General features: G+C 70.0%; 19 protein-coding genes. 11 read left to right on the top strand and 8 right to left on the bottom strand.

Annotation, left to right across the window (positions count from 1 at the left end):
* Positions 1-306: 306 nt before the first annotated feature.
* The 3 genes from ACIQ7M_RS01720 to ACIQ7M_RS01710 all read left to right on the top strand — a co-directional run bounded on the left by ACIQ7M_RS01720 (position 307) and on the right by ACIQ7M_RS01710 (position 4,030).
* A complete protein-coding gene (locus tag ACIQ7M_RS01720; RefSeq protein ID WP_355768549.1) occupies positions 307-2,133 on the top strand; it encodes an AMP-dependent synthetase/ligase in 1,827 nt (608 codons plus the stop codon).
* Between the two features lie 238 nt (positions 2,134-2,371).
* Positions 2,372-3,163, top strand: coding sequence for an aldo/keto reductase (locus tag ACIQ7M_RS01715; protein WP_355768576.1), 792 nt, complete (start codon positions 2,372-2,374; stop codon positions 3,161-3,163).
* Positions 3,164-3,334: 171 nt separating this feature from the next.
* Positions 3,335-4,030 carry a glycoside hydrolase family 75 protein gene (locus ACIQ7M_RS01710; RefSeq protein ID WP_355768552.1) on the top strand — a complete coding sequence of 232 codons (696 nt, stop codon included), beginning with the start codon at positions 3,335-3,337 and terminating at the stop codon, positions 4,028-4,030.
* Here ACIQ7M_RS01710 and ACIQ7M_RS01705 read toward each other — a convergent pair whose 3' ends face one another.
* The 4 genes from ACIQ7M_RS01705 to ACIQ7M_RS01690 form a co-directional block, all read right to left on the bottom strand.
* On the bottom strand, positions 4,031-4,732 hold the full coding sequence (locus ACIQ7M_RS01705; protein WP_355768555.1) for an SDR family oxidoreductase: 702 nt from the start codon (positions 4,730-4,732) through the stop codon (positions 4,031-4,033).
* Between the two features lie 131 nt (positions 4,733-4,863).
* Positions 4,864-5,829: a class I SAM-dependent methyltransferase gene (locus ACIQ7M_RS01700; RefSeq protein WP_403638659.1), complete on the bottom strand. Its 966-nt coding sequence runs from the start codon at positions 5,827-5,829 to the stop codon at positions 4,864-4,866.
* Between the two features lie 184 nt (positions 5,830-6,013).
* Positions 6,014-7,735, bottom strand: coding sequence for a glycoside hydrolase family 6 protein (locus ACIQ7M_RS01695; protein ID WP_403638657.1), 1,722 nt, complete (start codon positions 7,733-7,735; stop codon positions 6,014-6,016).
* Positions 7,736-7,746: 11 nt separating this feature from the next.
* The gene (locus ACIQ7M_RS01690; protein WP_403638655.1) at positions 7,747-9,231 is read right to left on the bottom strand and encodes a cellulase family glycosylhydrolase; all 1,485 of its coding nucleotides are present in this window, start codon (positions 9,229-9,231) and stop codon (positions 7,747-7,749) included.
* Between the two features lie 255 nt (positions 9,232-9,486).
* Between ACIQ7M_RS01690 and ACIQ7M_RS01685 the strand changes: the two genes are divergently transcribed.
* The 4 genes from ACIQ7M_RS01685 (at position 9,487) to ACIQ7M_RS01670 (ending at position 17,134) form a co-directional block, all read left to right on the top strand.
* Positions 9,487-12,411: a glycoside hydrolase family 48 protein gene (locus tag ACIQ7M_RS01685; RefSeq protein ID WP_403638653.1), complete on the top strand. Its 2,925-nt coding sequence runs from the start codon at positions 9,487-9,489 to the stop codon at positions 12,409-12,411.
* A 164-nt stretch (positions 12,412-12,575) separates the two neighbouring features.
* Positions 12,576-15,260 (top strand): cellulose binding domain-containing protein, encoded by a 2,685-nt coding sequence (locus ACIQ7M_RS01680; protein WP_403638651.1) that lies wholly within the window; start codon positions 12,576-12,578, stop codon positions 15,258-15,260.
* Between the two features lie 182 nt (positions 15,261-15,442).
* Positions 15,443-15,982 carry a hypothetical protein gene (locus ACIQ7M_RS01675; RefSeq protein ID WP_403638649.1) on the top strand — a complete coding sequence of 180 codons (540 nt, stop codon included), beginning with the start codon at positions 15,443-15,445 and terminating at the stop codon, positions 15,980-15,982.
* Positions 15,983-16,279: 297 nt separating this feature from the next.
* Positions 16,280-17,134: a class I SAM-dependent methyltransferase gene (locus ACIQ7M_RS01670; protein WP_403638647.1), complete on the top strand. Its 855-nt coding sequence runs from the start codon at positions 16,280-16,282 to the stop codon at positions 17,132-17,134.
* A 110-nt stretch (positions 17,135-17,244) separates the two neighbouring features.
* Here ACIQ7M_RS01670 and ACIQ7M_RS01665 read toward each other — a convergent pair whose 3' ends face one another.
* Positions 17,245-18,189, bottom strand: coding sequence for a helix-turn-helix transcriptional regulator (locus tag ACIQ7M_RS01665; protein ID WP_403638646.1), 945 nt, complete (start codon positions 18,187-18,189; stop codon positions 17,245-17,247).
* A gap of 39 nt (positions 18,190-18,228) precedes the next feature.
* Here ACIQ7M_RS01665 and ACIQ7M_RS01660 point away from each other — a divergent pair, with 39 nt between their 5' ends.
* Positions 18,229-18,807, top strand: a complete 579-nt coding sequence (locus ACIQ7M_RS01660) for a hypothetical protein (RefSeq protein WP_403638644.1) — start codon at positions 18,229-18,231, stop codon at positions 18,805-18,807.
* On the top strand, positions 18,804-19,295 hold the full coding sequence (locus tag ACIQ7M_RS01655; RefSeq protein WP_403638642.1) for a hypothetical protein: 492 nt from the start codon (positions 18,804-18,806) through the stop codon (positions 19,293-19,295). The genes ACIQ7M_RS01660 and ACIQ7M_RS01655 overlap by 4 nt, the downstream gene beginning before the upstream one ends.
* A gap of 100 nt (positions 19,296-19,395) precedes the next feature.
* Here ACIQ7M_RS01655 and ACIQ7M_RS01650 read toward each other — a convergent pair whose 3' ends face one another.
* Together ACIQ7M_RS01650 and ACIQ7M_RS01645 are read right to left on the bottom strand one after the other, a co-directional pair.
* The gene (locus ACIQ7M_RS01650; protein ID WP_403638640.1) at positions 19,396-20,112 is read right to left on the bottom strand and encodes a class I SAM-dependent methyltransferase; all 717 of its coding nucleotides are present in this window, start codon (positions 20,110-20,112) and stop codon (positions 19,396-19,398) included.
* Between the two features lie 5 nt (positions 20,113-20,117).
* Positions 20,118-20,423, bottom strand: coding sequence for a 4a-hydroxytetrahydrobiopterin dehydratase (locus tag ACIQ7M_RS01645; RefSeq protein WP_403638638.1), 306 nt, complete (start codon positions 20,421-20,423; stop codon positions 20,118-20,120).
* 525 nt (positions 20,424-20,948) lie between these two features.
* Between ACIQ7M_RS01645 and ACIQ7M_RS01640 the strand changes: the two genes are divergently transcribed.
* Both ACIQ7M_RS01640 and ACIQ7M_RS01635 read left to right on the top strand, forming a co-directional pair.
* Positions 20,949-21,803: a helix-turn-helix domain-containing protein gene (locus ACIQ7M_RS01640; protein WP_403638636.1), complete on the top strand. Its 855-nt coding sequence runs from the start codon at positions 20,949-20,951 to the stop codon at positions 21,801-21,803.
* Between the two features lie 185 nt (positions 21,804-21,988).
* Positions 21,989-22,852 (top strand): helix-turn-helix domain-containing protein, encoded by an 864-nt coding sequence (locus tag ACIQ7M_RS01635; protein WP_403638634.1) that lies wholly within the window; start codon positions 21,989-21,991, stop codon positions 22,850-22,852.
* Here ACIQ7M_RS01635 and dnaK read toward each other — a convergent pair.
* Entirely contained in the window at positions 22,846-24,750 is a 1,905-nt protein-coding gene (gene dnaK, locus ACIQ7M_RS01630) for a molecular chaperone DnaK (protein ID WP_403638632.1), read from the bottom strand. The two genes, ACIQ7M_RS01635 and dnaK, sit on opposite strands and share 7 nt — an antisense overlap.
* Positions 24,751-24,871 lie beyond the last annotated feature (121 nt).

Below are 24,871 nucleotides of genomic sequence, written 5' to 3'. Positions count from 1 at the left end.
GGCCGGCGCCTGGATCATACGGCGGGACGCGGCGCCCGCCCGCGGCCCAATCGGCCGGATCGAGGTATTCCGGATCGGCTCTCCAGGGCCCTGGATCCCCCCTGCGGGCTCGTGCCGATTCCGTGGAGATTACGGACTCGAAACCTACGGAACCGTAGGGGATTCTGTCCGGCCCTTCCCCTTGTGCGGCATTTCCGTGGTTGACCTGTGCGGACGCCACACCCCTCGGCGGTTCGAGCCCCCTCCCGTCCACACGCGTGGTGGGGTAGCTTTCACGGCGCTGTGCGGAGGCCACGAGGAGCGGTATTGCGCGAGTTCACCAACCCCCCGTTGGCGTCGGCGCCGCCGGTGGGCGGCCTGGCCGACGCCGTGTTCGAGTATGCCCGGGTGGATCCGCTCCACGTCGCGCTCGGCCGCAAGGACGAGCAGGGACAGTGGCGCGATGTCACCTCGGCGGAGTTCCGGGACGAGGTCCTGGCGCTCGCCAAGGGCATGCTGTCCCAGGGCATACGTTTCGGCGACCGGGTCGCCATCATGTGCCGCACCCGCTACGAGTGGACCCTCTTCGACTTCGCCCTGTGGACGATCGGCGCCCAGGTCGTGCCGATCTACCCCACCTCCTCCGCCGAGCAGGTCTTCTGGATGCTGCACGACGCGCAGGTGTCGGCGGTCATGGTGGAGCACGAGGACCACGCGATGACCATCGCCACGGTCGTCGACCGGCTGCCCCAGCTCCACAAGCTGTGGCAGCTCGACGTGGGCGCGGTGCACGAGCTGTACGAGGCGGGCGCGCACCTCGACGACGAGGTGGTGCACCGGCACCGCCGCGCCGTCACCCCCGAGTCCATCGCGACGATCATCTACACCTCGGGCACGACGGGGCGCCCCAAGGGCTGTGTCATCTCGCACGCGAACTTCATGTTCGAGGCGGACACCGTCATCGAGCGCTGGGAGCCCGTCTTCCACTCCAAGCGCGGCGACGAGGCGAGCACCCTGCTGTTCCTGCCGCTCGCGCACGTCTTCGGGCGGATGGTGCAGATCGCCGCGTTCCGCGGAGGGGTCAAGTTCGGGCACCAGCCCCAGCTCAACGCGTCCGCGCTGCTGCCGGACCTCGCCGCCTTCCGGCCCACCTTCTTCCTGGCCGTGCCGTACATCTTCGAGAAGGTCTTCAACTCCGCGCGCCGCAAGGCCGAGAGGGAGGGCAAGGCCGGTCCCTTCGAGAAGGCCGTCGACGTCGCCGTGCGCTACGCGGACGCCGTCGAGGCCAAGGCCTGGGGCACCGGTCCGGGCCCCTCGGCGAGCCTGCGCATGCAGCACCAGGTCCTCGACAAGCTCGTCTACTCCAAGGTCCGGGCCGCGATGGGCGGCCGGGTCAGACACGCGATGTCCGGCGGCTCGGCGATGGACCGGCAGCTCGGGCTGTTCTTCGCGGGCGCGGGCATCACCATCTACGAGGGGTACGGGCTCACCGAGTCCACGGCGGCCGCCACCGCCAACCCGCCCGAGCTGACCCGGTTCGGCACCGTCGGGCAGGCGATCCCCGGAACCACCGTGCACATCGCGGACGACGGCGAGATCTGGCTGAACGGCGGCAACGTCTTCCAGGGCTACCTGAACAACGACAAGGCCACCGACGCCACCCTGCACGACGGCTGGCTCGCCACCGGCGACCTCGGCTCCCTGGACGAGGACGGCTACCTCACGATCACCGGGCGCAAGAAGGAGATCCTGGTGACCTCCGGCGGCAAGAGCGTCTCGCCGGGCACGCTGGAGGAGCGGGTGCGCGACCATCCGCTCGTCGCGCAGTGCATAGTGGTCGGCAACGACCGTCCGTACATCGCCGCGCTGGTCACCCTCGACTCGGAGGCCGTCGAGCACTGGCTCCAGATGCGCGGCAAACCTCCGCTGTCGGCCGGGGATCTGGTGCGCGACCCCGATCTGGAGACCGAGGTGCGGCGCGCCGTGGTCGCCGCCAACACCCTGGTCTCGCAGGCCGAGTCGATCCGCACCTTCCGGATCCTGGCCAACCAGTTCACCGAGGAACACGGCCTGCTGACGCCGTCGCTGAAGCTGAAGCGCAAGGCGATCGAGAAGGCGTACGAGACCGAGGTCGAGGCGCTCTACCGGACGTAGGCCTGCCGTACGGCGGCGGGACACGGAGCCGGCGGGCAGATCCCCTGCCGGGCTCCGGCGCACCTGTCCGCGTGATTGATCGGACTATTTCAGCCAATCTTCGATTCCGCGCGCCCGGGGCCCGGTCAGGAATGCATCACGGCCCGTGATCGTTGACCATACGAAGACCACCCGACGACTTAAGGATCGAGAGCTCGTGAGCAAGGTCCCCCCGATCATCCTGAACAACGGCGTCGAGATGCCACAGCTCGGCTTCGGTGTCTGGCAGGTGCCGGACGACGAGGCGGAGCGGGCGGTCGCCACCGCACTGGAGTCCGGGTACCGCAGCATCGACACAGCGGCGATCTACGGCAACGAAGAGGGCACCGGCAAGGCCGTGAGCGCCTCCGGCATCGCCCGCGAGGAGCTCTTCGTCACCACCAAGCTCTGGAACAGCGACCAGGGGTACGACTCCGCGCTGCGTGCCTTCGACACCTCGCTGGAGAAGCTCGGCCTGGACTACGTCGACCTGTATCTGATCCACTGGCCGACGCCGGCCCGGGGCCGTTACGTCGACACGTTCAAGGCCCTGGAGAAGATTTACGCCGACGGCCGCGCCAAGGCCATCGGCACCTCGAACTTCCTCCCGGAGCACCTGGCGAAGCTGATCGACGAGACGTCGGTCATCCCGGCGGTCAACCAGATCGAGCTGCACCCGCACCTCCAGCAGCGCGCGGCCCGCGAGTTCCACGCCGAGCAGGGCATCGCGACCGAGGCCTGGTCGCCGCTGGGCCAGGGCAAGGGCCTCCTGGAGGTCCCGGCGATCGTCGCCATCGCCCAGAAGCACGGCCGCACCCCGGCCCAGATCGTCCTGCGCTGGCACCTCCAGCTCGGAAACGTCGTGATCCCGAAGTCCGTGACCCCTTCCCGGATCAAGGAGAACATCGACGTCTTCGACTTCTCCCTGGACACCGAGGACATCGCGGCGATCTCGGCACTGAACGAGGACCGCCGACTGGGGCCCGACCCCGCCGCGTTCGACATCGGCTGACCCTTTCGGCCACGACCGCCGGCCCCGATGCCCAGCGCATCGGGGCCAGCGGTTTTTTTAACGCGCTTGGACCGGACCATCCAGACCCCAAGCCTTGACGCGCTCATGCAAACAGGGTCACCGTGGACGCACCCGGTAAGGAAAGTTTCCTAACAGAAGGGTTCCCCCACAGTGCGCACTCGAACACTGACCCTGTCCGCGGCCGTCGGAGCGGCACTGCTCGCCGTCGCCGCGCTCCCGGCCAACGCCTCCGGAACCACCGCACCCCGCTCGGCGCAGGAGGGTTCGGTCAGCGCGGCCGCCCTCCTCGCCAAGGTGACGTCCTGCTCGCAGATCTCGAACGGCAAGTACAGGACGGACGAGGAGACCTCGGCCACGATCCCCGTCTGCGGCAAGAACGGCGCCGTGTTCTGGAAGGCCGACCTGGACATCGACTGCGACGGCCAGGTCACCGCCAAGTGCAACGCCGACACCGACCCCTGGTTCCAGGACGACACGGCCTTCCACCAGTCCGACGGCCGGGCGCTGCGCGCCGACTCGCTGCCCTACGTCGTCGTGCCGAGCTCCAGCGGCATCTGGAAGTACACGAGTTCGGGCATCAAGGGCGGCGGTGTGGTCGCCGTCGTCTACAACGGCAAGGTCGAGTACGCCGTGGTCGGCGACACCGGACCGACGCAGATCATCGGTGAGGCGTCGTACGCCACGGCGAACGCGCTCGGCATCGACCCCGACCCGGAGACGGGCGGAGCCGACACCGGCGTGACGTACATATTGTTCAAGAACTCGCAGGTGTCCCCCATCGAGAGCCACAGCGCGGCCGTGTCGCTCGGGGACTCCCTGGCCCGGCAGTTCCTCGCGAACAACTGATCAGACGGGCTGGCCGATCGGGCGGACGACCACCGTGTTCACGTCGACGCCCGTCGGCTGTCCGACCGCCCAGACGATCGAGTCGGCGAGCTGGTCCGCCGTCAGGAGCTGCCCGGGCGGCAGGCTGCCGTAGCTGTCCCAGAACGGGGTCTCCACCCGTCCGGGCGAGATCAGCGTCACGCCCACGCCGTACTCGGTGACCTGGCGCCTGGTGTTCTCCGCGAGCCCGGTCACCGCCCACTTGGTCGCGCCGTAGATGTTGCCGGGCGTGTTCACATGCCCGGCGACACTGCCGATCAGGACGATGCGGCCGCGGGACTCCTTCAGCGCCTCGATGGACGCCCGGATGAGCAGCGCGGGTCCCAGCACATTGGTGAGCACCATCTCGGACCAGCCGGCGGGGTCCCCGTCCGCGACCGTGTCGTGGGTGGCGAACCCGGCGTTGGCGACCACGGTGTCGACACGCCCGAACTCCTTGAGCGTCGACTCGACCGCGGCCCTCACCTGATCGTATTCGGCCGCGTGTCCGACGATCGTCAACAGCCCTTCGGGACGGCCGAGTTCCTCCGCGAAGGCGTCCAGCCGCTCCGCTCCGCGTCCGGTGACGGCCACCCGGTGCCCGGCGTCGAGCAGCCGGCGGGCGACCGCGGCCCCGATGCCGCTTCCGCCCCCGGTGATGAGCGCGACAGGAGAATCGGTCATGGTGTACCCCCTGGAGTGTCCGGCCCCGCGGCCGACCGACTGTGCCTCGAACTCCGGGAGTTCATCACTTGGAGCGCGCTCGATGTCAAGGCCCGCCGGCCGCGCTCGCGGCCGGCCGGGGGCCGCCGTGACTACTCGGGCTTGACCCCCACGTACACCGTCATCGCCGTCAGGACGAACGTGTCCGAACGGTGGTGCACGCTCGCCTTGTCCTCCGGGTCGAGGAGCCGGTCGAGCGTGGCGAGGTCCTCCGCGTCGAGGCCTTCGGCGAGACCCTCCCGCCTGCGGGTGAGCGCGGTGACGACGAAGGCGCGCGCCTGGTCCGAGACCGGTGCGGGCAGGTCGACCAGAAAGGTACGGGTCGCCGTGTGGCGCAGCCCGACGGCGGTGAGCAGGGCGGGCCAGTCCTCCGTCTCCGGCACCGATCCGGGCAGCTCGGCCCGCATGCGGGTGAACCACTCGTCGTGCACCGCGTCGATGCGGGCCTCCAGGCCGGGCCGGCCGATACCGGTGTCGCGCGGGAGGAATCGCGTGGGCAGGCCGCCCTCCAGCAGGGCGAGCGTGCCGCCGGGGGCCAGGCTCCGGACGAAGCCGGTGAGCGCCGCCCGCTGGTCGCCGACGTGGTGCAGCGACCTGCTGGCCCACACCAGGTCCGCGGGATACTCCACGTCCCCCACACCCTCGGAGAGTTCGGCCTCGATCGTGCCGAACCGGTCGGCGAAGCCCAGCCGCTCGGCGCGGGCGCGGGCCTCCGCCAGCAGGGGCTCGGCGACGTCGACGGCGACGACCCGCGCGCCGGGGAACGTCTCGGCGAGCAGACCGGAGATGACACCGGGGCCGCTTCCGGCGTCCACGATCAGCCCGGGATCGGGCCGCTGCTCGCGCAGCCACTCGGCCGCCTGGAGGTAGGCCGGTGTGAACAGCTCCGCCTCCTGCACCAGCATGGACAGCATCTGACCGAAGTCCATGTGGGTGTGGGCATGGCCGTCGCCGTGCCCCTGGCCCGGAGCGGACCCGTGGTTCCGGCCGTGGTCGTGAGCCCCGCCCGCGTGGTGCGCCGGGCCGCTGCCGTGCTCGTGGTGGTGGTCCTGTGCCATCGGACAAGCCTCTCTCTCGGGATGAGGACAGCCTGCTCCGCCGCTCCCGGAAACGGCCAGTCGTATTGCTCGAACGGCAAAAGCGGACGCCCCCGGAAGGCCGGGGACGTCCGTGTTCTCGGTGCCGCGGTCAACCGGTGACCGTGCGTGCTGTCAGCCGGTCGCGGCCCGTGCCGTCAGCCGGTCACAGCGCCGGGTACGCGTTCTTCATGAGCTCCTGGAACTGGGCGGAGAACCAGTGTCCGGAGAGCGGGGCGTTCGGCAGGGCGCCGGAGAGGCTGTTCCCGTTGCGGGCGTTGCCCGTGTACGTCGGGTCGCACATCCGGTCGAAGCCCTTGCCCTCGTCGTTGGCGATCGCCGAGCTGGACCCGTCGGACTCGCCCGGAGGCTTCATCCACACATAGGCGTCGATGCCGGTCGCCGGTGCCGCCTTCGGCCGCTCGCCGAGGCCCGCGCCCGACTGGTTGCACCAGTTGCCGATGTGGATGCGGCGGTCGTAACGTCCTCCGTCGACGTAGGTGTCGACGCTGGTCGTGGCGCCGGGTCCGGAGGGCCGCGCGGTGCCGCCCCAGCCGTTCCTGGAGGTGTCGATCAGCATGCCGATGCCGGAGTTGAAGCCGACCGAGACGAGCTGGTTGCGGAAGGCCTGCGCGAAGGAGAGCTCGTCGACATAGCGGTTCCAGTCCACCCACTTGGACTGGCGCACCGAGGTGCCGTTCACCGTGTCGTTGATGGTGAAGTTGTTCTCCTTGAGGGCGCTGTAGTTCGCCGTGTTGGTGATGAAGCCCGCCACGTCGTCGACCGTCGCGCCCTCGGCCGTCGCCGCCTGCTTGAAGACGGTGGCGGCGGGGGCGAAGTTGTCGTCCCAGCCGAGCCAGCCGTGGTGGCCGGCGTCGAGGTAGTTGTAGACGTTCGGGATCGCGCCGAGCTCGGCGAGCGCGTAGCCGACGCCCTTCACGTAGTTGCCGTTGGCCAGCATGGTGTCGCAGTTCGCGGTGGCGGTGGCACGGCTGCCGGTGTTGGTGACGAGGTTCGGCAGCGAGTCGATCTCGATGGTCGTGACGATGCGCAGCGAGGCGTACTTGCTGTCGGCGAGGATCGCCGCGATCGGGTCGATGAACTGTGTCTTGTACTTGTCGATGTCCGTCGGGCCGAGTTCGCCGTTGGAGGCGAGGGCGGCGCAGTCGCGTCCGGGCAGGTCGTAGACGACGAGCTGGACGACCTCTTCGCCCGTGCCCTTCTGGGCGAGCGCCGCGTCGAGGTGGGCGCGCAGGCCCATGCTGGTGGACGAGCCGTTGATCGCGGCGATCCGGTCGAGCCAGACGCCGGTGGGCTGGTTGGAGATCCGGCTGCCGCCGGTCTCCGCGGCGGCCTTCGCCGACCACTCCGGGTTCACGTACACCTTGGCGCCGGCGTACGGGTTGTCGACGCGGGTGCCGGTACCGCCGCCTCCCCCACCGCCGCCGCCACCGCCTCCGTCGTCGACGTTGCAGGTGACGCCGTCGAGGGTGAAGGCCGTCGGGATCGCGTTGGTGCCGCTGTAGGAACCGTTGAAGCCGAAGCTGACCGAACCGCCGGTGGCCAGCGTTCCGTTGTAGCTCTCGTTGTTCGCGGTGACGGCGGTGCCGCTCTGGGTGAGCTTCGTGTTCCAGTAGTTGGTGACCTTCTGGTTGCCGGCGTAGGCCCACTTCACCGACCAACCGGACTTGGCCGCACCGTTGTTGGTGACGGTGACGGCGGCGGTGAAGCCGGTGTCCCACTGGCTCTGCACCTTGTAGTCGACGGTGCAGGGGATGGAGGCGACGGCGTCGGTGCCGACGTCGGCGGGAACGGCTGCGGCGGCTCCGCCCGTTCCCGCGGCGATCAGGGCGATTGCCCCGAGAATGGCTGTTCTCGCACGGCTCATGTGGGGGTCCCTTATCCGTTGAGGGCGCGCAGGTGGTCGCGCAGCCCGATGCCGTAGGAGGTCGGAGTTCCGTCGTAGTTCGAGATCAGCGACGGACCCGAGGAGCAGTCCCAGGTGTTCCAGGTCCAGCCGAGGTACGAGAGCCCCCGGTCGTCGAACCACTTCATGACGGTGTCGACGAATGCGTGGGAGCAGGTGTTCTCCCCGATCTCGCCCGCCACCAGGGGGACCTGGGCGGCGACGGGAGCGAGGGTCGCGTTCCAGCAGCTCTCGCTCGCGCAGGTGTTGAAGTTGTAGACGTGGTAGGCGGCGACGAGATTGCCCGTGGGATCACTGGGCCTGTACGTCAGCCACTGGCTCAGGTCGTTCGAGTACGCGAGACCGCCGGCCAGGATCAGGTTCTTGGCGCCGGTGCCGCGAACCGCGTCGACCAGGGACTGCATTCCGGCGACCTGGTAGGAGATGCCGGGGCAGGTGCCGCCGTCGCGCCAGCAGGTCCACGCCTGGGTGGTCGTGGAGGTCGCGCGGTCCGGGTAGGGCTCGTTGAACAGGTCGAAGGCGACGGCCGGGTCGTCCTTGAAGGTGCTCGCGACCGAGGACCAGAAGGACGGGGTGTACTGCGCGTCGGGCATCGGTTTCTGGCAGGTGGCGTGCACGTCGGAGCAGCCCGCCGAGTTTCCGGTGTACTGGCCGTAGGTCCAGTGCAGTTCGACGAGCGGTGTCATGCCGTGCGCCTCGACCTTGGCCACCAGGTCCTTGACCGCGGCGATGTAGTTGGCGCCCGCGTACTCCGGCTTGATGTTGGAAAGGCCCAGCCAGCACTCCTCGTTCAGCGGGATGCGGACCGTGTTGGCCTTCCAGTCGGCGATCGCCTTGACGGAGGCGTCGTCGACGGGACCGTCGAAGAAGCCGTAGCCCTGGACGCACATGAACTCGCCGCCGGAGCGGTTGACGCCGAGCATGCGGCGGGTGGCTCCCGCCGAGTCGACCAGTTTGTTGCCCGAGACGCGCAGTTTCGGCGCCGCACCGCCGGACGGCGGTGGATCGGTGGGCGTGGGTGTGGGAGTGGGTGTCGGCTGGGTGTCCACGTTGCAGGTGGTGCCGTTGAGCCGGAAGGCCGTCGGCACCGCGTTGCTTCCCGACCAGGACGCGAGGAAGCCGGCGCTGACGCTCGCGCCGCTCGCGAGCGAGCCGTTCCAGCTCTCGTTGGCGGCGGTCACCGCCGTACCGGACTGGGACCACTTGGCGTTCCAGCCCTGGGTGACCTTCTGGCCGGCCGGGAAGTCGAAGCCGAGGCTCCAACTGCTCAGCGCGGCCATGTTGTTGGTGATTTTCACGGCGCCCTGGAAGCCGGTGTCCCACTGGCCGGTGACCGAGTACTCCACCGTGCACGCGGGAGTTGCTCCCGAGGCCGTGACGACCGGCGCGACGGCGGTGCCCAGGAGGGCGACGGCGGCGCCGATGACTAAGAGAGACAAACGCGGGGGGTGACGCATGAAGCGACTCCTTGCAGCTCTGACGCGCCGTGACGGACGCGTCGACTGATGGAACCGCTCCCACTGGTGCGGATGAAGCTAGCGCCAAGTGCCCGCGTTGCCCAGAGGGGTCGCGCAGTTGATCTGTCGAATCATTTCGACTCTTCAAGCACCTTGACCGCTCACACCCCTCTCTCCAATATGGGAGCGCTCCCACTGGTTCAAGGCTTGTTGCTCCTCCCCCCATTCTCCGAGCCGCAAGGAGGAACCAGCACTATGGATCCGAGCCCTCGATGGAGACGTCGCCGCAGGTCACGACGGTTGTGGACCGCCGTAGTCGCGGCGCTGGCCCTCCCGCTCACGACATTGGCGACCGGTACGACTCCCGCACACGCGGCCACGGTTCAGTGCAGCGTCGACTACAAGACCAACGACTGGGGCTCCGGCTTCACCGCTGATCTGACGATCACCAACCGGGGCACCGACGCCATCAACGGCTGGACCCTGACCTACGCCTACACGGGCAACCAGACGCTCACCAACGGCTGGAACGGCACCTGGTCCCAGTCGGGCAAGTCGGTCACCGTGAAGAACGCCGCGTGGAACGGGACGATCGGCGCCGGGACCGCCGTGACCACGGGCGCGCAGTTCACCTACAGCGGCACCAACACCGCTCCCGCGTCCTACGCCGTCAACGGCACCACCTGCACCGGCGCGCACCAGCCGCCGATCACCGTGCTGACCAGCCCCGCGGCGGGCGCCGTCTACACCCAGGGCGACGCCGTCCCGCTGGCCGCGACCGCGGCGGCGGCCGACGGCGCGACCATCTCCAAGGTCGAGTTCTACGACGACACGACCCTGCTCGGCACCGACACCAGCTCGCCTTACACGCTGTCGGCGTCCGGACTGGCCGTGGGAAGTCATTCCGTCGTCGCGAAGGCGTACGACAGTCTGGGCGCGTCCGCCGACTCCGTTCCGGCCGGCATCACCGTGGCCGCGGGGCCGGCGATCGTCGCCTCACCGACCCAACTCGGCGTCCAGCAGGGCAAGTCGGGGACGTTCGCGGTCAAGCTGTCGACGCAGCCGAGCGCCAGTGTGACGGTGGCGGTGGCGCGTACCGCCGGGAACACCGGACTGTCGGTGACCGGCGGTTCGAGTCTGACGTTCACCCCGTCCAACTGGAACACCGCCCAGACGGTGACCATCACCGCCGACGCCTCGGGCACCGGCTCCGCGACCTTCACGGCCTCGGCGACCGGTCAGGCCAAGGCCACGGTGACCGTGACGGAGCTGGCCGCGACGAAGGCGTACGACGCGCGCTTCCTGGACCTCTACGGCAAGATCACCAACCCGGCGAACGGCTACTTCTCCCCCGAGGGCATTCCGTACCACTCGGTGGAGACGCTGATCGTCGAGGCGCCGGACCAGGGCCATGAGACGACGTCGGAGGCGTACAGCTATCTGATCTGGCTCCAGGCGATGTACGGGAAGGTCACCGGCGACTGGTCGAAGTTCAACGCCGCGTGGACGACCATGGAGACGTACATGATCCCCACGCACGCCGACCAGCCGACGAACTCCTTCTACAACGCTTCCAAACCGGCCACCTACGCGCCGGAGCTGGACACCCCGAACGAGTACCCGGCCAAGCTCGACACCGGTGTATCGGTCGGCTCCGACCCGATCGCCTCCGAGCTGAAGAGCGCGTACGGCACGGACGACGTGTACGGCATGCACTGGCTCCAGGACGTGGACAACACCTACGGCTACGGCAACGAACCCGGCAAGTGCGAGGCCGGTCCGACCGCCACGGGTCCGTCGTACATCAACACCTTCCAGCGCGGCGCGCAGGAGTCGGTGTGGGAGACGGTCCCGCAGCCGACCTGCGACTCCTTCAAGTACGGCGGGAAGAACGGCTACCTGGACCTCTTCACCGGGGACTCCTCGTACGCCAAGCAGTGGAAGTACACGGACGCTCCGGACGCCGACGCGCGAGCGGTGCAGGCCGCGTACTGGGCCGACGTATGGGCCAAGGCCCAGGGGAAGAGCGCCGACGTGTCGGCGACCGTCGGCAAGGCGGCGAAGATGGGCGACTATCTGCGCTACGCCATGTACGACAAGTACTTCAAGAAAATAGGCAATTGCGTCGGCCCGTCGACCTGCGCGGCCGGCACCGGCAAGGACGCCTCTTCCTACCTGCTCTCCTGGTACTACGCCTGGGGCGGCGCCAACGACACCTCGGCGGGCTGGGCCTGGCGGATCGGCTCCAGCCATGTCCACGGTGGCTACCAGAACCCCCTGGCGGCGTACGCGCTCAGCACGAACGCCGACCTGAAGCCCAAGTCCTCGACGGGCGCGGCGGACTGGGGCACGTCCCTCACCCGGCAACTGGAGTTCTACCGCTGGCTCCAGTCGAGCGAGGGCGCCATCGCGGGCGGCGCGACCAACAGTTGGGCGGGCCGCTACGCGACACCTCCCACGGGGACGCCGACCTTCTACGGCATGTACTACGACCAGCAGCCGGTGTACCACGATCCGCCGTCCAACCAGTGGTTCGGCTTCCAGGCGTGGTCCATGGAGCGCGTCGCCGAGTACTACCAGCAGACGGGCAACGCGAGCGCCAAGGCGGTCCTCGACAAGTGGGTCGCCTGGGCACTGTCCAAGACCACGATCAACCCGGACGGCACCTACCAGATCCCGTCCACCCTCCAGTGGTCCGGCGCCCCTGACACCTGGAACGCGTCGAGTCCCGGTTCCAACAGCGGACTTCACGTCACCGTCGCCGACTACACGAACGACGTCGGGGTGGCCGCCGCGTACGCCAAGACCCTGTCGTACTACGCCGCCAAGTCCGGCAACACCCAGGCGAAGACGACGGCCAAGGCGCTTCTGGACGGCATGTGGAACAACTACCAGGACGGTCTGGGCATAGCCGTCCCGGAGACCCGCGCCGACTACAACCGCTTCAACGACAGCGTGTACGTGCCGAGCACCTTCACCGGCACGATGCCGAACGGCGACGCGATCAACTCGTCGTCCACGTTCGCCTCGCTGCGGTCCTTCTACAAGAACGACCCGGCCTGGTCGAAGATCCAGGCCTATCTGGCGGGCGGCGCCGCGCCGTCCTTCACGTACCACCGGTTCTGGGCGCAGGCGGACATCGCCCTCGCCATGGGCTCGTACGCGGAGCTTCTCGAATAGTCCCCGCTGTGGCTCCGGGTACGCGGTCCTGTCCCTGACGGCAGGACCACCGGCCGGGCGGTCCCTCACCGCAACGAGGGCCGCCCGGCCGTCACTTGCCCCCCTTTCCCTGCTCGGTCCGCCCCCTTCCCCACTCCTCCTGTGCACCGGAGAGGACTCCCCCCGTGCGAAGAACACGCATCCTCACGGCCGTACTCGCCCTGGCCGCCGGGCTGTTGGCCGGCACCCCGCCCGCACTGGCCGCGAACACCCCCACGAAGACGGCCGCGAGCACCCCCACGACAACGCTCGCGGCGGACACGTACACCTGGAAGAACGCCCGCGTCGACGGCGGCGGCTTCGTCCCCGGCATCGTCTTCAACCGCTCCGAGAAGAACCTCGCCTACGCCCGCACGGACATCGGCGGCGCCTACCGCTGGGTCCAGGCCACCAAGAGCTGGACGCCGCTGCTGGACTCGGTCGGCTGGAACGAGTGGGGGCACACCGGCGTCGTCAGCCTCGCCTCCGACTCCGTCGCCCCGGACAAGGTGTACGCGGCGGTCGGCACGTACACCAATGACTGGGACCCGACGAACGGGGCCGTCCTGCGCTCCGCCGACCGCGGGGCGAGCTGGCAGAAGACCGACCTGCCCTTCAAGCTGGGCGGCAACATGCCCGGACGCGGCATGGGTGAGCGGCTGGCCGTCGACCCCAACAAGAACAGCGTGCTCTACCTCGGCGCGCCCAGCGGCAAGGGGCTGTGGCGCTCCACGGACTCCGGAGTGAACTGGTCGCAGGTCACGGCGTTCCCGAACCCGGGCAACTACGTCCAGGACTCCACCGACACCAGCGGCTACGCCTCCGACAACCAGGGCGTCGTCTGGGTCACCTTCGACGAGTCCACCGGCACCCGGGGCAGCGCCACGCAGACGGTCTACGTGGGAGTCGCCGACAAGGACAACGCGGTCTACCGCTCGACCGACGCGGGCGCGACCTGGTCCCGGCTCGCCGGCCAGCCGACCGGCCGCCTCGCCCACAAAGGCGTCCTCGACGCCGCGAACGGCTACCTCTATATCGCCTACAGCGACAAGGGCGGCCCGTACGACGGCGGCAAGGGCCAGTTGTGGCGGTACGCGACGAAGACCGGGACGTGGACGGACATCAGCCCGGTGGCGGAGGCCGACACCTACTACGGCTTCAGCGGCCTGACCGTCGACCGGCAGCACCCGGGAACCGTGATGGCGACGGCGTACAGCTCCTGGTGGCCGGACACCCAGATCTTCCGGTCCACCGACAGCGGCGGGACCTGGACCAAGGCGTGGGACTACACGTCGTATCCGAACCGGTCCAACCGCTACACGATGGACGTCTCGTCCGTTCCCTGGCTGACGTTCGGCGCGAATCCCTCGCCACCCGAACAGACCCCCAAACTCGGCTGGATGACCGAGGCCCTGGAGATCGACCCCTTCGACTCGGCCCGGATGATGTACGGGACGGGCGCGACCGTCTACGGCACCGAGAACCTCACCAACTGGGACAGCGGGACCCAGTTCACCGTCAGGCCCATGGTCCAGGGTCTGGAGGAGACGGCCGTCAACGACCTCGCCTCTCCTCCGTCGGGTGCTCCGCTGCTCAGCGCGCTCGGTGACATCGGCGGCTTCCGTCACACGGATTTCACCAAGGTCCCCTCGATGATGTACACCTCGCCGAACCTCACCACGACGACCAGCCTCGACTACGCCGAGACCAACCCGAACACGGTGGTACGCGTCGGCAACCTCGACTCCGGGCCGCACATCGGTTTCTCGACGGACAACGGCGCCAACTGGTTCGCGGGCAGCGACCCTTCGGGCGTCACCGGCGGCGGCACGGTCGCCGCGGCCTCGGACGGCGGCCGCTTCGTGTGGAGCCCGGCGGGCGCCGGGGTGCAGTACACCACCGGGTTCGGTACGTCGTGGTCCGCGTCGAGCGGTATCCCCGCCGGTGCGGTCGTCGAGTCGGACCGGGTCGACCCGAAGACGTTCTACGGCTTCAAGTCCGGCAAGTTCTACGTCAGTTCGGACGGCGGAGCTACGTTCACGGCGTCCGCGGCCGCCAACCTGCCGGCCGGAGACAGCGTGCGCTTCAAGGCACTGCCCGGCACCAGGGGCGATGTGTGGCTGGCGGGCGGCGCGAGTGACGGCGCATATGGGCTGTGGCACTCGACGGACGGCGGCTCGACCTTCGCCAAGCTGTCGGGCGTCGACCAGGCCGACACGATCGGCTTCGGCAAGGCGGCGACCGGCTCCTCGTACCAGACGCTCTACACCAGCGCGAAGATCGGCGGCGTACGCGGGATCTTCCGCTCGACGGACAAGGGCGCGAGCTGGACGCGCCTCAACGACGACGCCCACCAGTGGGGTTGGACCGGCGCGGCCATCACCGGGGACCCGCGGATCTACGGGCGCGTGTACGTCGCGACGAACGGGCGCGGGATCGTCTACGGCGACACGTCGGACACCGGGGGCGGTGACGGGGGCGGCGGCACGGACCCGACGCCACCGTCCACGGGAGCCTGCGCGGTGACGTACCGGATCACGAACCAGTGGCAGGGCGGCTTCCAGGCGGACGTGTCCCTCACCAACACCGGCTCGTCGGCCTGGACCGGCTGGAACCTGGGCTGGTCCTTCACCGACGGCCAGAAGATCACTCAGCTCTGGAACGCCGACCACACCCAGTCGGGCGCGGCGGTGTCGGCCAGGAACGTGGGATGGAACGCGAACGTGGCCCCCGGTTCGACGGTCGGCTTCGGCTTCACGGGGAGCTGGACGGGCACGAACACGAAACCGTCGGTCTTCAAGCTGGGGGGTCAGGCCTGTGTGGTGAGTTGAGTCCGTGACCCACCGCCCTCAGGGGCACCTGTCGGCCGGACCCACCGGGTCGGACAGGTGGCCCTGAGCGGCCCCGACTCCCCGCGATGATCACGACTGCGTCACCTCCTTCACGTATGCCTCACATCGTCTTCACATCCCCCGATAGCGTCACCTCACCACGAACCATCCCTGGGGGGACCATGTCGCACGACAATCCGCCGCACGAGCACGAGCGGCCGCCCGTAGCACCCGGATCCGCACCGGAGTCGACGAGAGCCCGTAGAGCACGAAAGCGCCACCTGCTGCCGGTGATCGCCGTCGCGGTCCTCCTCGGCGTCAGCGCCTGCGGCAGTGACGGTGGCGACGACAAGGGCGCCACCACGAAGGTCGCGGCCGCCACGGCGCGGCCCACCGTCACCGTCACCGCGACGGCGACCGAGACGGTGACCGCGGAGCCGGAACCGGCCCCGACCGTGACCGCGACGAAGACCGTCAAGGTGAAGGTCACCGTCACCGCGCACGCCGCCTCGGGCAGCGGCTCCGGCGGCAGCGGCAACAGTGGCGGTAGCGGTAGCGGAACCAGCGTCAGCACCTGCTCGATCACCTCGAACGCCGGCAACTGCTACTCGGCGGGCCAGTACTGCCGCAACAGCGACCACGGCGCCGGCACGACCACCGCGGGCGGCACCAGGATCACGTGCGCGTACCGCTCCGGCGGATGGCGCTGGACGTACAGCTGACGGCATCCCGCCGCCCCGGACCGCCCGGCCGGCGCGAAGCCCGGCCCGGCTGGTCGCGGGCAGCCGCAGAGCCTCCCGTGGGGAGCCGGGAGGAGCGGCGGGCCCCGTGAAGAGCACAGCTCAGGCGGGGTCCGGGGGGTGGCGGTCCAGGCCCGGAAGAGCCAGGAAGGTCACACGCACACCATGCATCAGGAACCGGCCACAGCAATAGAGTCCGGCCGAAAATCGATCGCTTGAGTCGTGTGGCCGGGACGATCCGGTGGCGGCTCCCGGCCGGGCCTCCTAGTTTGTGCCTTCGTGACCGATGAGCAGAAGACGCGCAGGGACCGGCTCCGCCTCGGCCGGGTGTTCGACGAGGTGCCGGAGCTCTACGACCGGGTCCGGCCGGGATACCCCGACGAGCTGTTCGCGGACCTCACCACCATCACCGGCCTGGACGAGGGATCGTCGGCCCTGGAGGTGGGCTGCGGCACGGGTCAGGCCACGCGGTCCCTGGCGGCGCTCGGATACTCGGTGACCGCCGTGGAACCCGGCACAGGCATGGCCGCGCTCGCCCGCCGACGGCTCACGTCCCTCGGCGACATCGACGTCGGGATCGAGGTGTCGACGTTCGAGGAGTGGGACGACCGGGGGCGGCGCTTCGACGTCCTCGTGGCCGCGGCGTCATGGCACTGGGTCGACCCGGCCATCGGCTGGCCGCGAGCGTACGAGGTGCTGCGGCCCGGAGGCTGGGCGGCCCTGCTCGGCCATGTAGTCGTCCGCAGACCGGGAGAACCGGAGGTCTACGCCGAGACCTCCGCCCTCCACGAGCGGTTCGCGCCCGGGAACCCCGACTGGGGCCATCCCCCACTGGAGGACGAGGTGCGCGCCACCGACGCCGGCTGGGGCCTGGTCGAGGACCCAGGACCACTGTTCGGCCCGACGATCGTGCGCTGGTACCCGACGGTCCAGTGGTTCGACGGGACAGGCTTCGCCGACCACCTCCGCTCGACATCGCCGTACCGGCGACTGGACCCCGAGGTCCGCGAGCCACTGCTCGACGGGGTCGCCGAACACATCAGAACCCGGCTGGACGACCGCGTGGCCCGCCGCTATCTCACCGTTCTGCGGGTCGGACAGCGCGCGGAACGAGGCCAGGGGATCCATCGCTGAGCCATCGGCCAGGAAACGAAGAACCCCGGGCAACGCGAGCCCACGGGGGCACGGGAACGGCCCAGTCGCCGCTGTCCGCACGGGACTTGCCGTCTCGCGGCATGCGTCCTCTAGGCGTATCTGCGGGCCAGTTCCGCGACCGTTTCGGCGATGCGGGCGCGCAGTTCGGGCGGGGCCAGGACCTCGATCGCCGTGCCGAGGCGCAGGAAGTCGTCGTGGGCCTGGTCCAGGGACTCGACGGGGACGGTCGCACGGGTCCAGCCCTGCTCGTCCGTCAGCCCGTTGGCCGCCACGGCCTGGCCGACGGGACCGCTCAGGCCGGTTCCGGGCGCGATCCGCACGACCGCCTCCGCCCTGTGCAGGCGTTCGTGGAAACCCCGTTGGTACGCGGCCCAGTACTCCGCCAGGTCGAATGCCTCGGGCCGGGTGAACTCCGCTTCGGACGAATGGAGTTCGAGGATCTGGTCCACGCGGTAGGTGCGTGGTCCCGGGCCAGCCACGACGTACCAGCGGCCCGCCTTCAGGACGAGCCCGTACGGTTCCAGGCGGCGGTCCACGTCAGTGGGTTCGCGCCAGCGGCGGTAGCGGATGTCGAGGACCCGGCCGTTCCAGACGGCGTCGGCGACCGCGGTGAGATACGGGGTCGCGTCGGCGTCCGCGTACCAGCCCGGCGCGTCCAGGTGGAAGCGGCCGCTCACCCGGTCCGCGTGCTCGCGCAGTTCGCGCGGGAGGGCCGCCCGCACCTTGAGCTGGGCGGCCGCGAGCACCGCACCGAGTCCGAGTTCGGCGGCGGGTCCGGGGACCCCGGCGAGGAAGAGCGCCTCGGCCTCCTCGGTGGTGAGACCGGTGAGGCGGGTGCGGTAGCCGTCGAGCAGGCGATAGCCGCCCGCGTGTCCCGCGTCGCCGTACAGCGGGACGCCCGCCGCGCTCAGCGCCTCGACGTCCCGGTACACGGTGCGGACCGACACCTCCAGTTCCTCGGCGAGCTGGGCGGCGGTGAGTCTGCCGCGGGTCTGGAGCAGCAGCAGGATCGAGACGAGACGGCTGGACTTCACTGACACATGGTGTCAGTGAAGTGGACCTAACGTCCTGCCATGACTTCAGCCACCTCCGCCCACACCCCTGCCACGGTCCCGGCTGCGCCCGCGGGACCGGCGTCCTCCGGGGCCTCCGCGGGCTCCGACGCGGCCCCCGCCGTCTTCCGGGAGAAGCTCCTGACCGTGCCGCCGCCCATCGAATCGGCGGGACGGCGGATCAAGCGGTACCACGTGACCGCGGACCCCGCCGGTATCGAGCCGGAGGTCGAAAGGGCGGCCTACGCGATCCTGCCGCGGCTGTTCCCCGAGCCGGACGGCACCCCGCCCGCCACGTTCGTCGTCCTGCACCGGGGCGCCGACGACGGCGCCTATCTCAACGCGTACAGCTGGGTGTGGGACAACGTCCTGCACTTCCGGGCCGCCGCCGCGGGTCAGCCGGTGCTCGGCTGTCCCGACCGGGATCCGACGAACTTCGTCGTGACGGAGCGCCCGTGGATCGGCTGCGTCTGGGAGCTGCCGCCGATCCTGCATGAGCGGGACGCCTGGGTGCGGCATCTGCTCGCCTCCGAAGTATCCGACCTCGACGCCTACTTGGCCGACTCGCTGCCCGAGGGAACCACGGGAGACCGCGCATGAACGACGCCCGCGACAACGCCCCGGCCGCGCACGGCTTCGACTTCTTCCACGGCGACTGGGACGTCGCCCATCGCCGCCGTACCGACTTCCTCGACCCGGAAAGCGACTGGGAGGAGTTCCCCGCGGTCACCCGCTGCCGGCCCCTGTTCGGCGGCGCGGCGAACATCGACGAGATGGACGTGCCGAGCCGGGGGTGGACGGGCCTGACGCTGCGGCTCTTCGACGTGGAGAGCGAGCTGTGGTCCCTGAACTGGTCGTCCAGCCGGAGCGGTCGGCTGTTCCCGCCGGTGTTCGGGGAGTTCGGACCGGACGGGCGCGGCGAGTTCCACGGCGACGACACCCATGACGGGAAGGACGTGCGGGTGCGGTTCGTGTGGTCGGGGATCTCGGAGACGACGGCCCGCTGGGAGCAGGCGTTCTCCGTGGACGGGGAAAAGACCTGGCTGACCAACTGGACCATGGACTTCACCCGGAGGGAGACCGGCTGACGTCCTGGTCCGGCCCGGTCCCGCGCGTTCGCCGCTCGCGGACGTCCCGTGGGTGAAGCCGGCAGCCCCTCGCGGACGGCCCGCGGGGACCGGGGCCGGTTCACTGCCTGCGGAAGGCTCGCAGCGTGAAGTCCGGTTCGCGGCGCGGGACATCGGGCCCGGGCAGGGTCTCGATCCGCTCGGCGAGCCGAGGCCCGCCGGCCGCGTAGAGGCGGCCGTCGCGGATGTACTGGGCCACGCGGCGCGGGGTCCGGCCCTGGCCGTGCCCGCGGAAGAGGGCCGTGCCGCTCGGGACCAGGCCGTGCTCGGCGGCGTACGCCGTGACGCGTTCGCTCGCGTCCTCGGCGTGCTCGGCGCGACAGGGCACGGTCAACGCGTCGATGTCGCTGCCGACATGGTGGGCCGCCGCCTTGTCGACGGTGGTCACGAACACACCGCCGGGGCGCAGGACGCGCGCGGCTTCGGCGACGACCGGTCCCGCGTCGTCCAGCAGATGGAGCAGCCAGACGGCGCACACGGCGTCGAACGAGCCGTCGGGGAAGGGGAGTCGGCGGGCGTCGGCGCGGACGACGGCTCCGGGCAGGCGCTCCGCCGCCCGGCACGCCATGCCGTGGGCCGCGTCCGCCCCCGTCACCCGCAGCCCCGGCCGTCCGGCGGCGAGTCCACTCGTCACGATGCCGGTGCCGCAGGCCACGTCGAGCAGGCTGCGGGCGGTGTCGGGGACCAGCGCGAGGACGGCGGCCGCGGCGGCGGCCGCCCGTGGTTCGCCGCCGCGCGTCGCGTCGTAGCGGTCCGCTTCCTTGTCGTAGTCCAGCACGGAGGTCAGCTCGCCCCGTGCCCCAGCGCGAGTGCCTCGACCCGGCGGGCGAGATCGAAGTCGAGCACCGTGACGGCGCCGCCGACGCTGTGGGTGTTCACGGTGAGGGCGATCGTGTTGTAGCCGAGGGTGAGGTCGGAGTGGTGGTCGAGTTCCTCCTGCACCTGGGCGATGTGCACGACCATCGCGGCGGCCGCGAAGTGTGTGCCGAGCCGGTAGGTACGGGCGAGCCGGTCGCCGTCCAGCGACCAGCCGGGCAGCTCCGCCAGCCGTGCCTCGATCTCCTCGGGCTCCAGCGGTTCGACGGCCATGGACGTGATCCCTTCGTACGGCGGATGGGGCGTGCGGGGCGGTGGGTCCAGAGTGGGGCGCGGTGGGTCCGGTGTGGGGCGTGGTGGGTCCGGTGTGGGGCGTGGTGGGTCCGGGCTGGGGCGCGGGGGTCGGACCGGCGGCGAGGGCCGGGCGGACCAGGCCCTTCGCCCAGCGTGCCACAGCCACCACCCCACGGCAGGGCACGGCGGGCAGGCCGGCTCGGCGGCCACGGCCGAACGGGCTACCCGGCCGTCCCCGGCACCGGCACCGGCACCGGCACCGGCGGGCAACCGCGCACCGGTGCGCTTCGGGGCACCGCCGGACAACCGCGTACCCCCGCGAAGCCGAGAGCACCGCCGGACCACCACGTACCCGTGCGCGGTCGAGGCCACCGCCGGACAACCGCGTACTCATGCCCGGCCACCGGCGGACAGCGGGGTACTCATGCCCGGCCGCGGCCCTCCGTCCCCCAGGGCGGGGATTCCCGGGTCGTTCACGCGCCTCCCCTCGGCTACCGTCCTCCCATGACCATCGACCCGCCCGGTCCGGCCCTCAACCCAAGGACCACCGCCTCAAGTGCCGCCACGGACAAGGGTGTCGGGCCGCTGCTGCGCGGCTGGCGGGAGCAGCGGCGGGTGAGTCAGCTCGAACTGGCCCTGCGGGCTGACTCCTCGGCCCGGCACATCAGTTTCATCGAGACGGGCCGCTCGCGCCCCAGCGAGGAGATGGTGCTGCGGCTCGCCGAACACCTCGACGTGCCGGTCCGCGAGCGCAACGCGCTGCTGTTCGCGGCGGGTTACGCCCCGCGCTACGCGGAGACCCCGCTGGACGACCCGTCGATGGACGCGCTGCGCGAGGGCATGGAGCGGCTGATCCAGGGCTACGAGCCGTATCCGGCGCTGGTGGTCGACGCGACGTACGACGTGCTGGCCGCGAACCGCGGGATCGCCCTGCTGCTGGACGGTGTCCCGGAGCGGCTCCTCGTACCGCCCCTGAACGCGATGCGGCTGACGCTGCACCCGGAGGGCCTGGCGCCGCGCATCCGCAATCTGCGCACATGGCGGGATCACCTGCTCGCCCAGATGGACCGGCAGATCGCCCTGCGCCGTTCGGAGCCGCTGCGAGCGCTGTACGAGGAGGTGGCGGCGTATCCGGTCCCGGACCGGGACGCCGAGGCGGACGCCGACGAGCCGCTCGGTCCCGTCGGCCACTTCGCGCTCCCGCTGCGGATCGAGCACGAGGGCCGGGTGCTGTCGTTCATCTCGTCCATCTCCACGTTCAACACCCCGATGGACGTGACGGTCGCCGAGCTGGCCATCGAGACGTTCCTCCCGGCGGACCCGGCGACGGCCAAGTACCTTCATTCACTGCACTCGTGACGGCTCGACACCGTGGCGTGTCACCGGGCGGGACCGCCGACCGGTGACGGCGGTGCGGGGAGGGCGCGGAGAGACTCACGAGGCGTCATATCCCGCTGCATGGCGTCGGGTTGAGACCAAACGATGATGGTTCCGCACGGACATGGCACACTGCACGCATACTTCGGCGCGTGGGGAGGCGTGGCGTGAGTGAGCGGCGGCCGGCACCCACGGTGGGGCAGATGGTCCTGGGCCGACGGCTGCAGGAGCTGCGCGAGGCCGCGGGCCTGAAACGGGAAGAGGCGGCGCGTGTCCTGAGGGTCGCGCCGGCGACCGTGCGCCGGATGGAGACGGCCGAGGTATCCCTCAAGATCCCGTACGTGCAGGTCCTGTTGACGACGTACGGCGTCTCCGACGACGAGGCCGAGATCTTCGTGGCGCTGGCCGAGGAGGCCAACGAGCCGGGCTGGTGGCAGCGATACCACGACGTGCTGCCGGACTGGTTCAGCATGCACGTCAGCCTGGAGGGCGCGGCCCGGCTGATCCGCAGCTACGAACCGCACTTCGTGCCGGGGCTGTTGCAGACCGAGGAGTACGCGCGGGCCGTGCTGGAGGCCGGGACGGTCGGACAGACGGGTGCCGAGGCCATCGACCGGCATGTGGCGCTGCGCATGAAGCGGCAGGGGTTGCTCACCCGCGAGGACCCGCCCCACCTCTGGGTGATCATGGACGAGACGGCTCTGCTGCGTCCGGTGAGCATCCGGGGTGACGTCATGCGCGAGCAGATGGACCGGCTCCTCGAATGGGTCGAGCTCGATCACGTCACGCTCCAGGTCGCGGAGTACGCGGCGGGGCCGCACCCGGGGACGTACACGTCCTTCGCGCTGTTCCGCTTCGCCGAGCGAGAGCTGCCGGACATCGTCTACAGCGAGTACGTGACCGGTGCTCTCTATCTCGACGCGCGTGAGGAGGTCGCCCTGCATCTGGAGGTGCTGGACCACATGTCGGCCCACTCCGCCTCGGCCGAGCGCACCAAGGAGATCCTCCGGGAGTTCCGCGACCGTTACTGAGCGGGTCCCGGTCCCGGGTATCCGTCCCGGGTGCTCCCCCGGTCCTCTTCGCGGTCCTCGTCCACGATCTCCGCGTCCACCACGACGTCGTCGTCGCCCGGGGCCTGCTCGGTGGGCGGCTGGTCCTGCGGGGCCGAGCCCTGCTGAGCCTGGGCGTACATGGCCTGGCCCATCTGCTGGCTGACGGTGGCCAGCCGCTCGATGGCGCCGCGCAGGGCGGCGGTGTCGGTGGAGGAGTCCTCCAGGAGCTGTTTGAGTTCGTCGGCCGCGGAGGCGACCTGGGCCTTGGTGTCCGCGGGGATGCGCTCGTCGTTCTCGCGGACGAACTTCTCCGTCTGGTACACGAGTTGCTCGCCGTGATTGCGGGTCTCGGCCGCCTCCCGGTTGTGCCGGTCCTCCTCGGCGTACTGCTCGGCCTCGCGCACCATGCGGTCGATGTCGTTCTTGGGCAGCGCGGAGCCGCCGGTCACGGTCATCTTCTGCTCGCGTCCGGTGGCCAGATCCTTCGCGGAGACATGGGTGATCCCGTTGGCGTCGATGTCGAAGGCGACCTCGATCTGCGGGACCCCGCGCGGCGCGGGCGGCAGACCGGTGAGGTCGAAGACGCCGAGCTTCTTGTTGTACGCGGCGATCTCGCGTTCTCCCTGGTAGACCTGGATGCCGACCGAGGGCTGGTTGTCGGCGGCCGTCGTGAAGATCTCCGAACGCCGGGTGGGAATCGTGGTGTTGCGCTCGATGAGGGTGGTCATGATGCCGCCCTTGGTCTCGATGCCGAGGGACAGCGGGGTGACGTCGAGGAGCAGGACGTCCTTCACGTCGCCGCGGATCACACCGGCCTGGAGTCCCGCGCCGAGGGCCACGACCTCGTCCGGGTTGACGCCCTTGTGCGGTTCCCTGCCGGTGAGTTCCTTCACCAGGTCGGTGACGGCGGGCATCCGAGTGGAGCCGCCGACCAGGATGACGTGGTCGACGGCGGACAGCTTCACACCGGCGTCCTTGACGGCTTGATGGAAGGGCGTCTTGCAGCGGTCGAGCAAGTCGGCGGTCAGTTCCTGGAACTGAGCGCGTGTCAGTTTCTCGTCGAGGTGCAGCGGGCCTTGGGCTGTGGCGGTGATGTAGGGCAGGTTGACGGTGGTCTCGGTGGACGAGGACAGCTCGATCTTGGCCTTCTCGGCACCCTCGCGCAGCCGTTGCAGAGCCATCTTGTCGTGTCCGAGATCGATGCCGTGCGCGGCCTTGAAGCGCTGGGCGAGGTGCTCGACGATCCGCTGGTCCCAGTCGTCACCGCCCAGCCGGGTGTCCCCGTTGGTCGCCTTGACCTCGATGACCCCGTCGCCGATCTCCAGGAGCGAGACGTCGAAGGTGCCGCCGCCCAGGTCGAAGACGAGGACGGTCTGCTCCTCCCCGCGGTCGAGCCCGTACGCGAGGGCGGCGGCGGTCGGCTCGTTGATGATCCGTAAGACCTTCAGGCCCGCGATCTCGCCCGCCTCCTTGGTGGCCTGGCGCTGCGCGTCGTCGAAGTAGGCCGGCACGGTGATCACGGCGTCCGTGACGTCCTGGCCGAGGTAGGCCTCGGCGTCCCGCTTCAGCTTCTGCAGGACTCGCGCTGAGAGTTCCTGGGCGCGGTAACGGGTGCCGTCGACGCTGCCCTTGCCGGGAAACCGCCAGTTCACATCGCCCATGTACCGCTTCACGGACCGCGCGGTGCGCTCCACGTTCGTCACGGCCTGCCGCTTGGCGACCTCGCCGACCAGCACCTCTCCGTTCTTGGCGAAGGCCACCACCGAGGGCGTGGTGCGTGCTCCCTCGGCGTTGGCGACGACCGTCGCCTCACCGCCCTCCAGGACGGCCACCACCGAGTTCGTCGTACCGAGATCGATCCCGACCGCTCGTCCCATGTCCGTCCCCTTCCGCCCCGGCTCTGCCCGCCCTCAAGCACAAAACCTGTGTTCTCGCTTGTCAATGGCGCGGACGGCCCTACAGGGGCGGACACGCCGGTGCCTCGCCCCCGGGAGGAGG

Origin of the sequence: Streptomyces sp. NPDC096324 (genome assembly GCF_044763015.1) — a bacterium.
Lineage (GTDB): Bacteria > Actinomycetota > Actinomycetes > Streptomycetales > Streptomycetaceae > Streptomyces.
The sequence above is the reverse complement of the archived record's forward strand: the minus strand, read 5'-3'. Positions and strand labels throughout refer to the sequence as shown.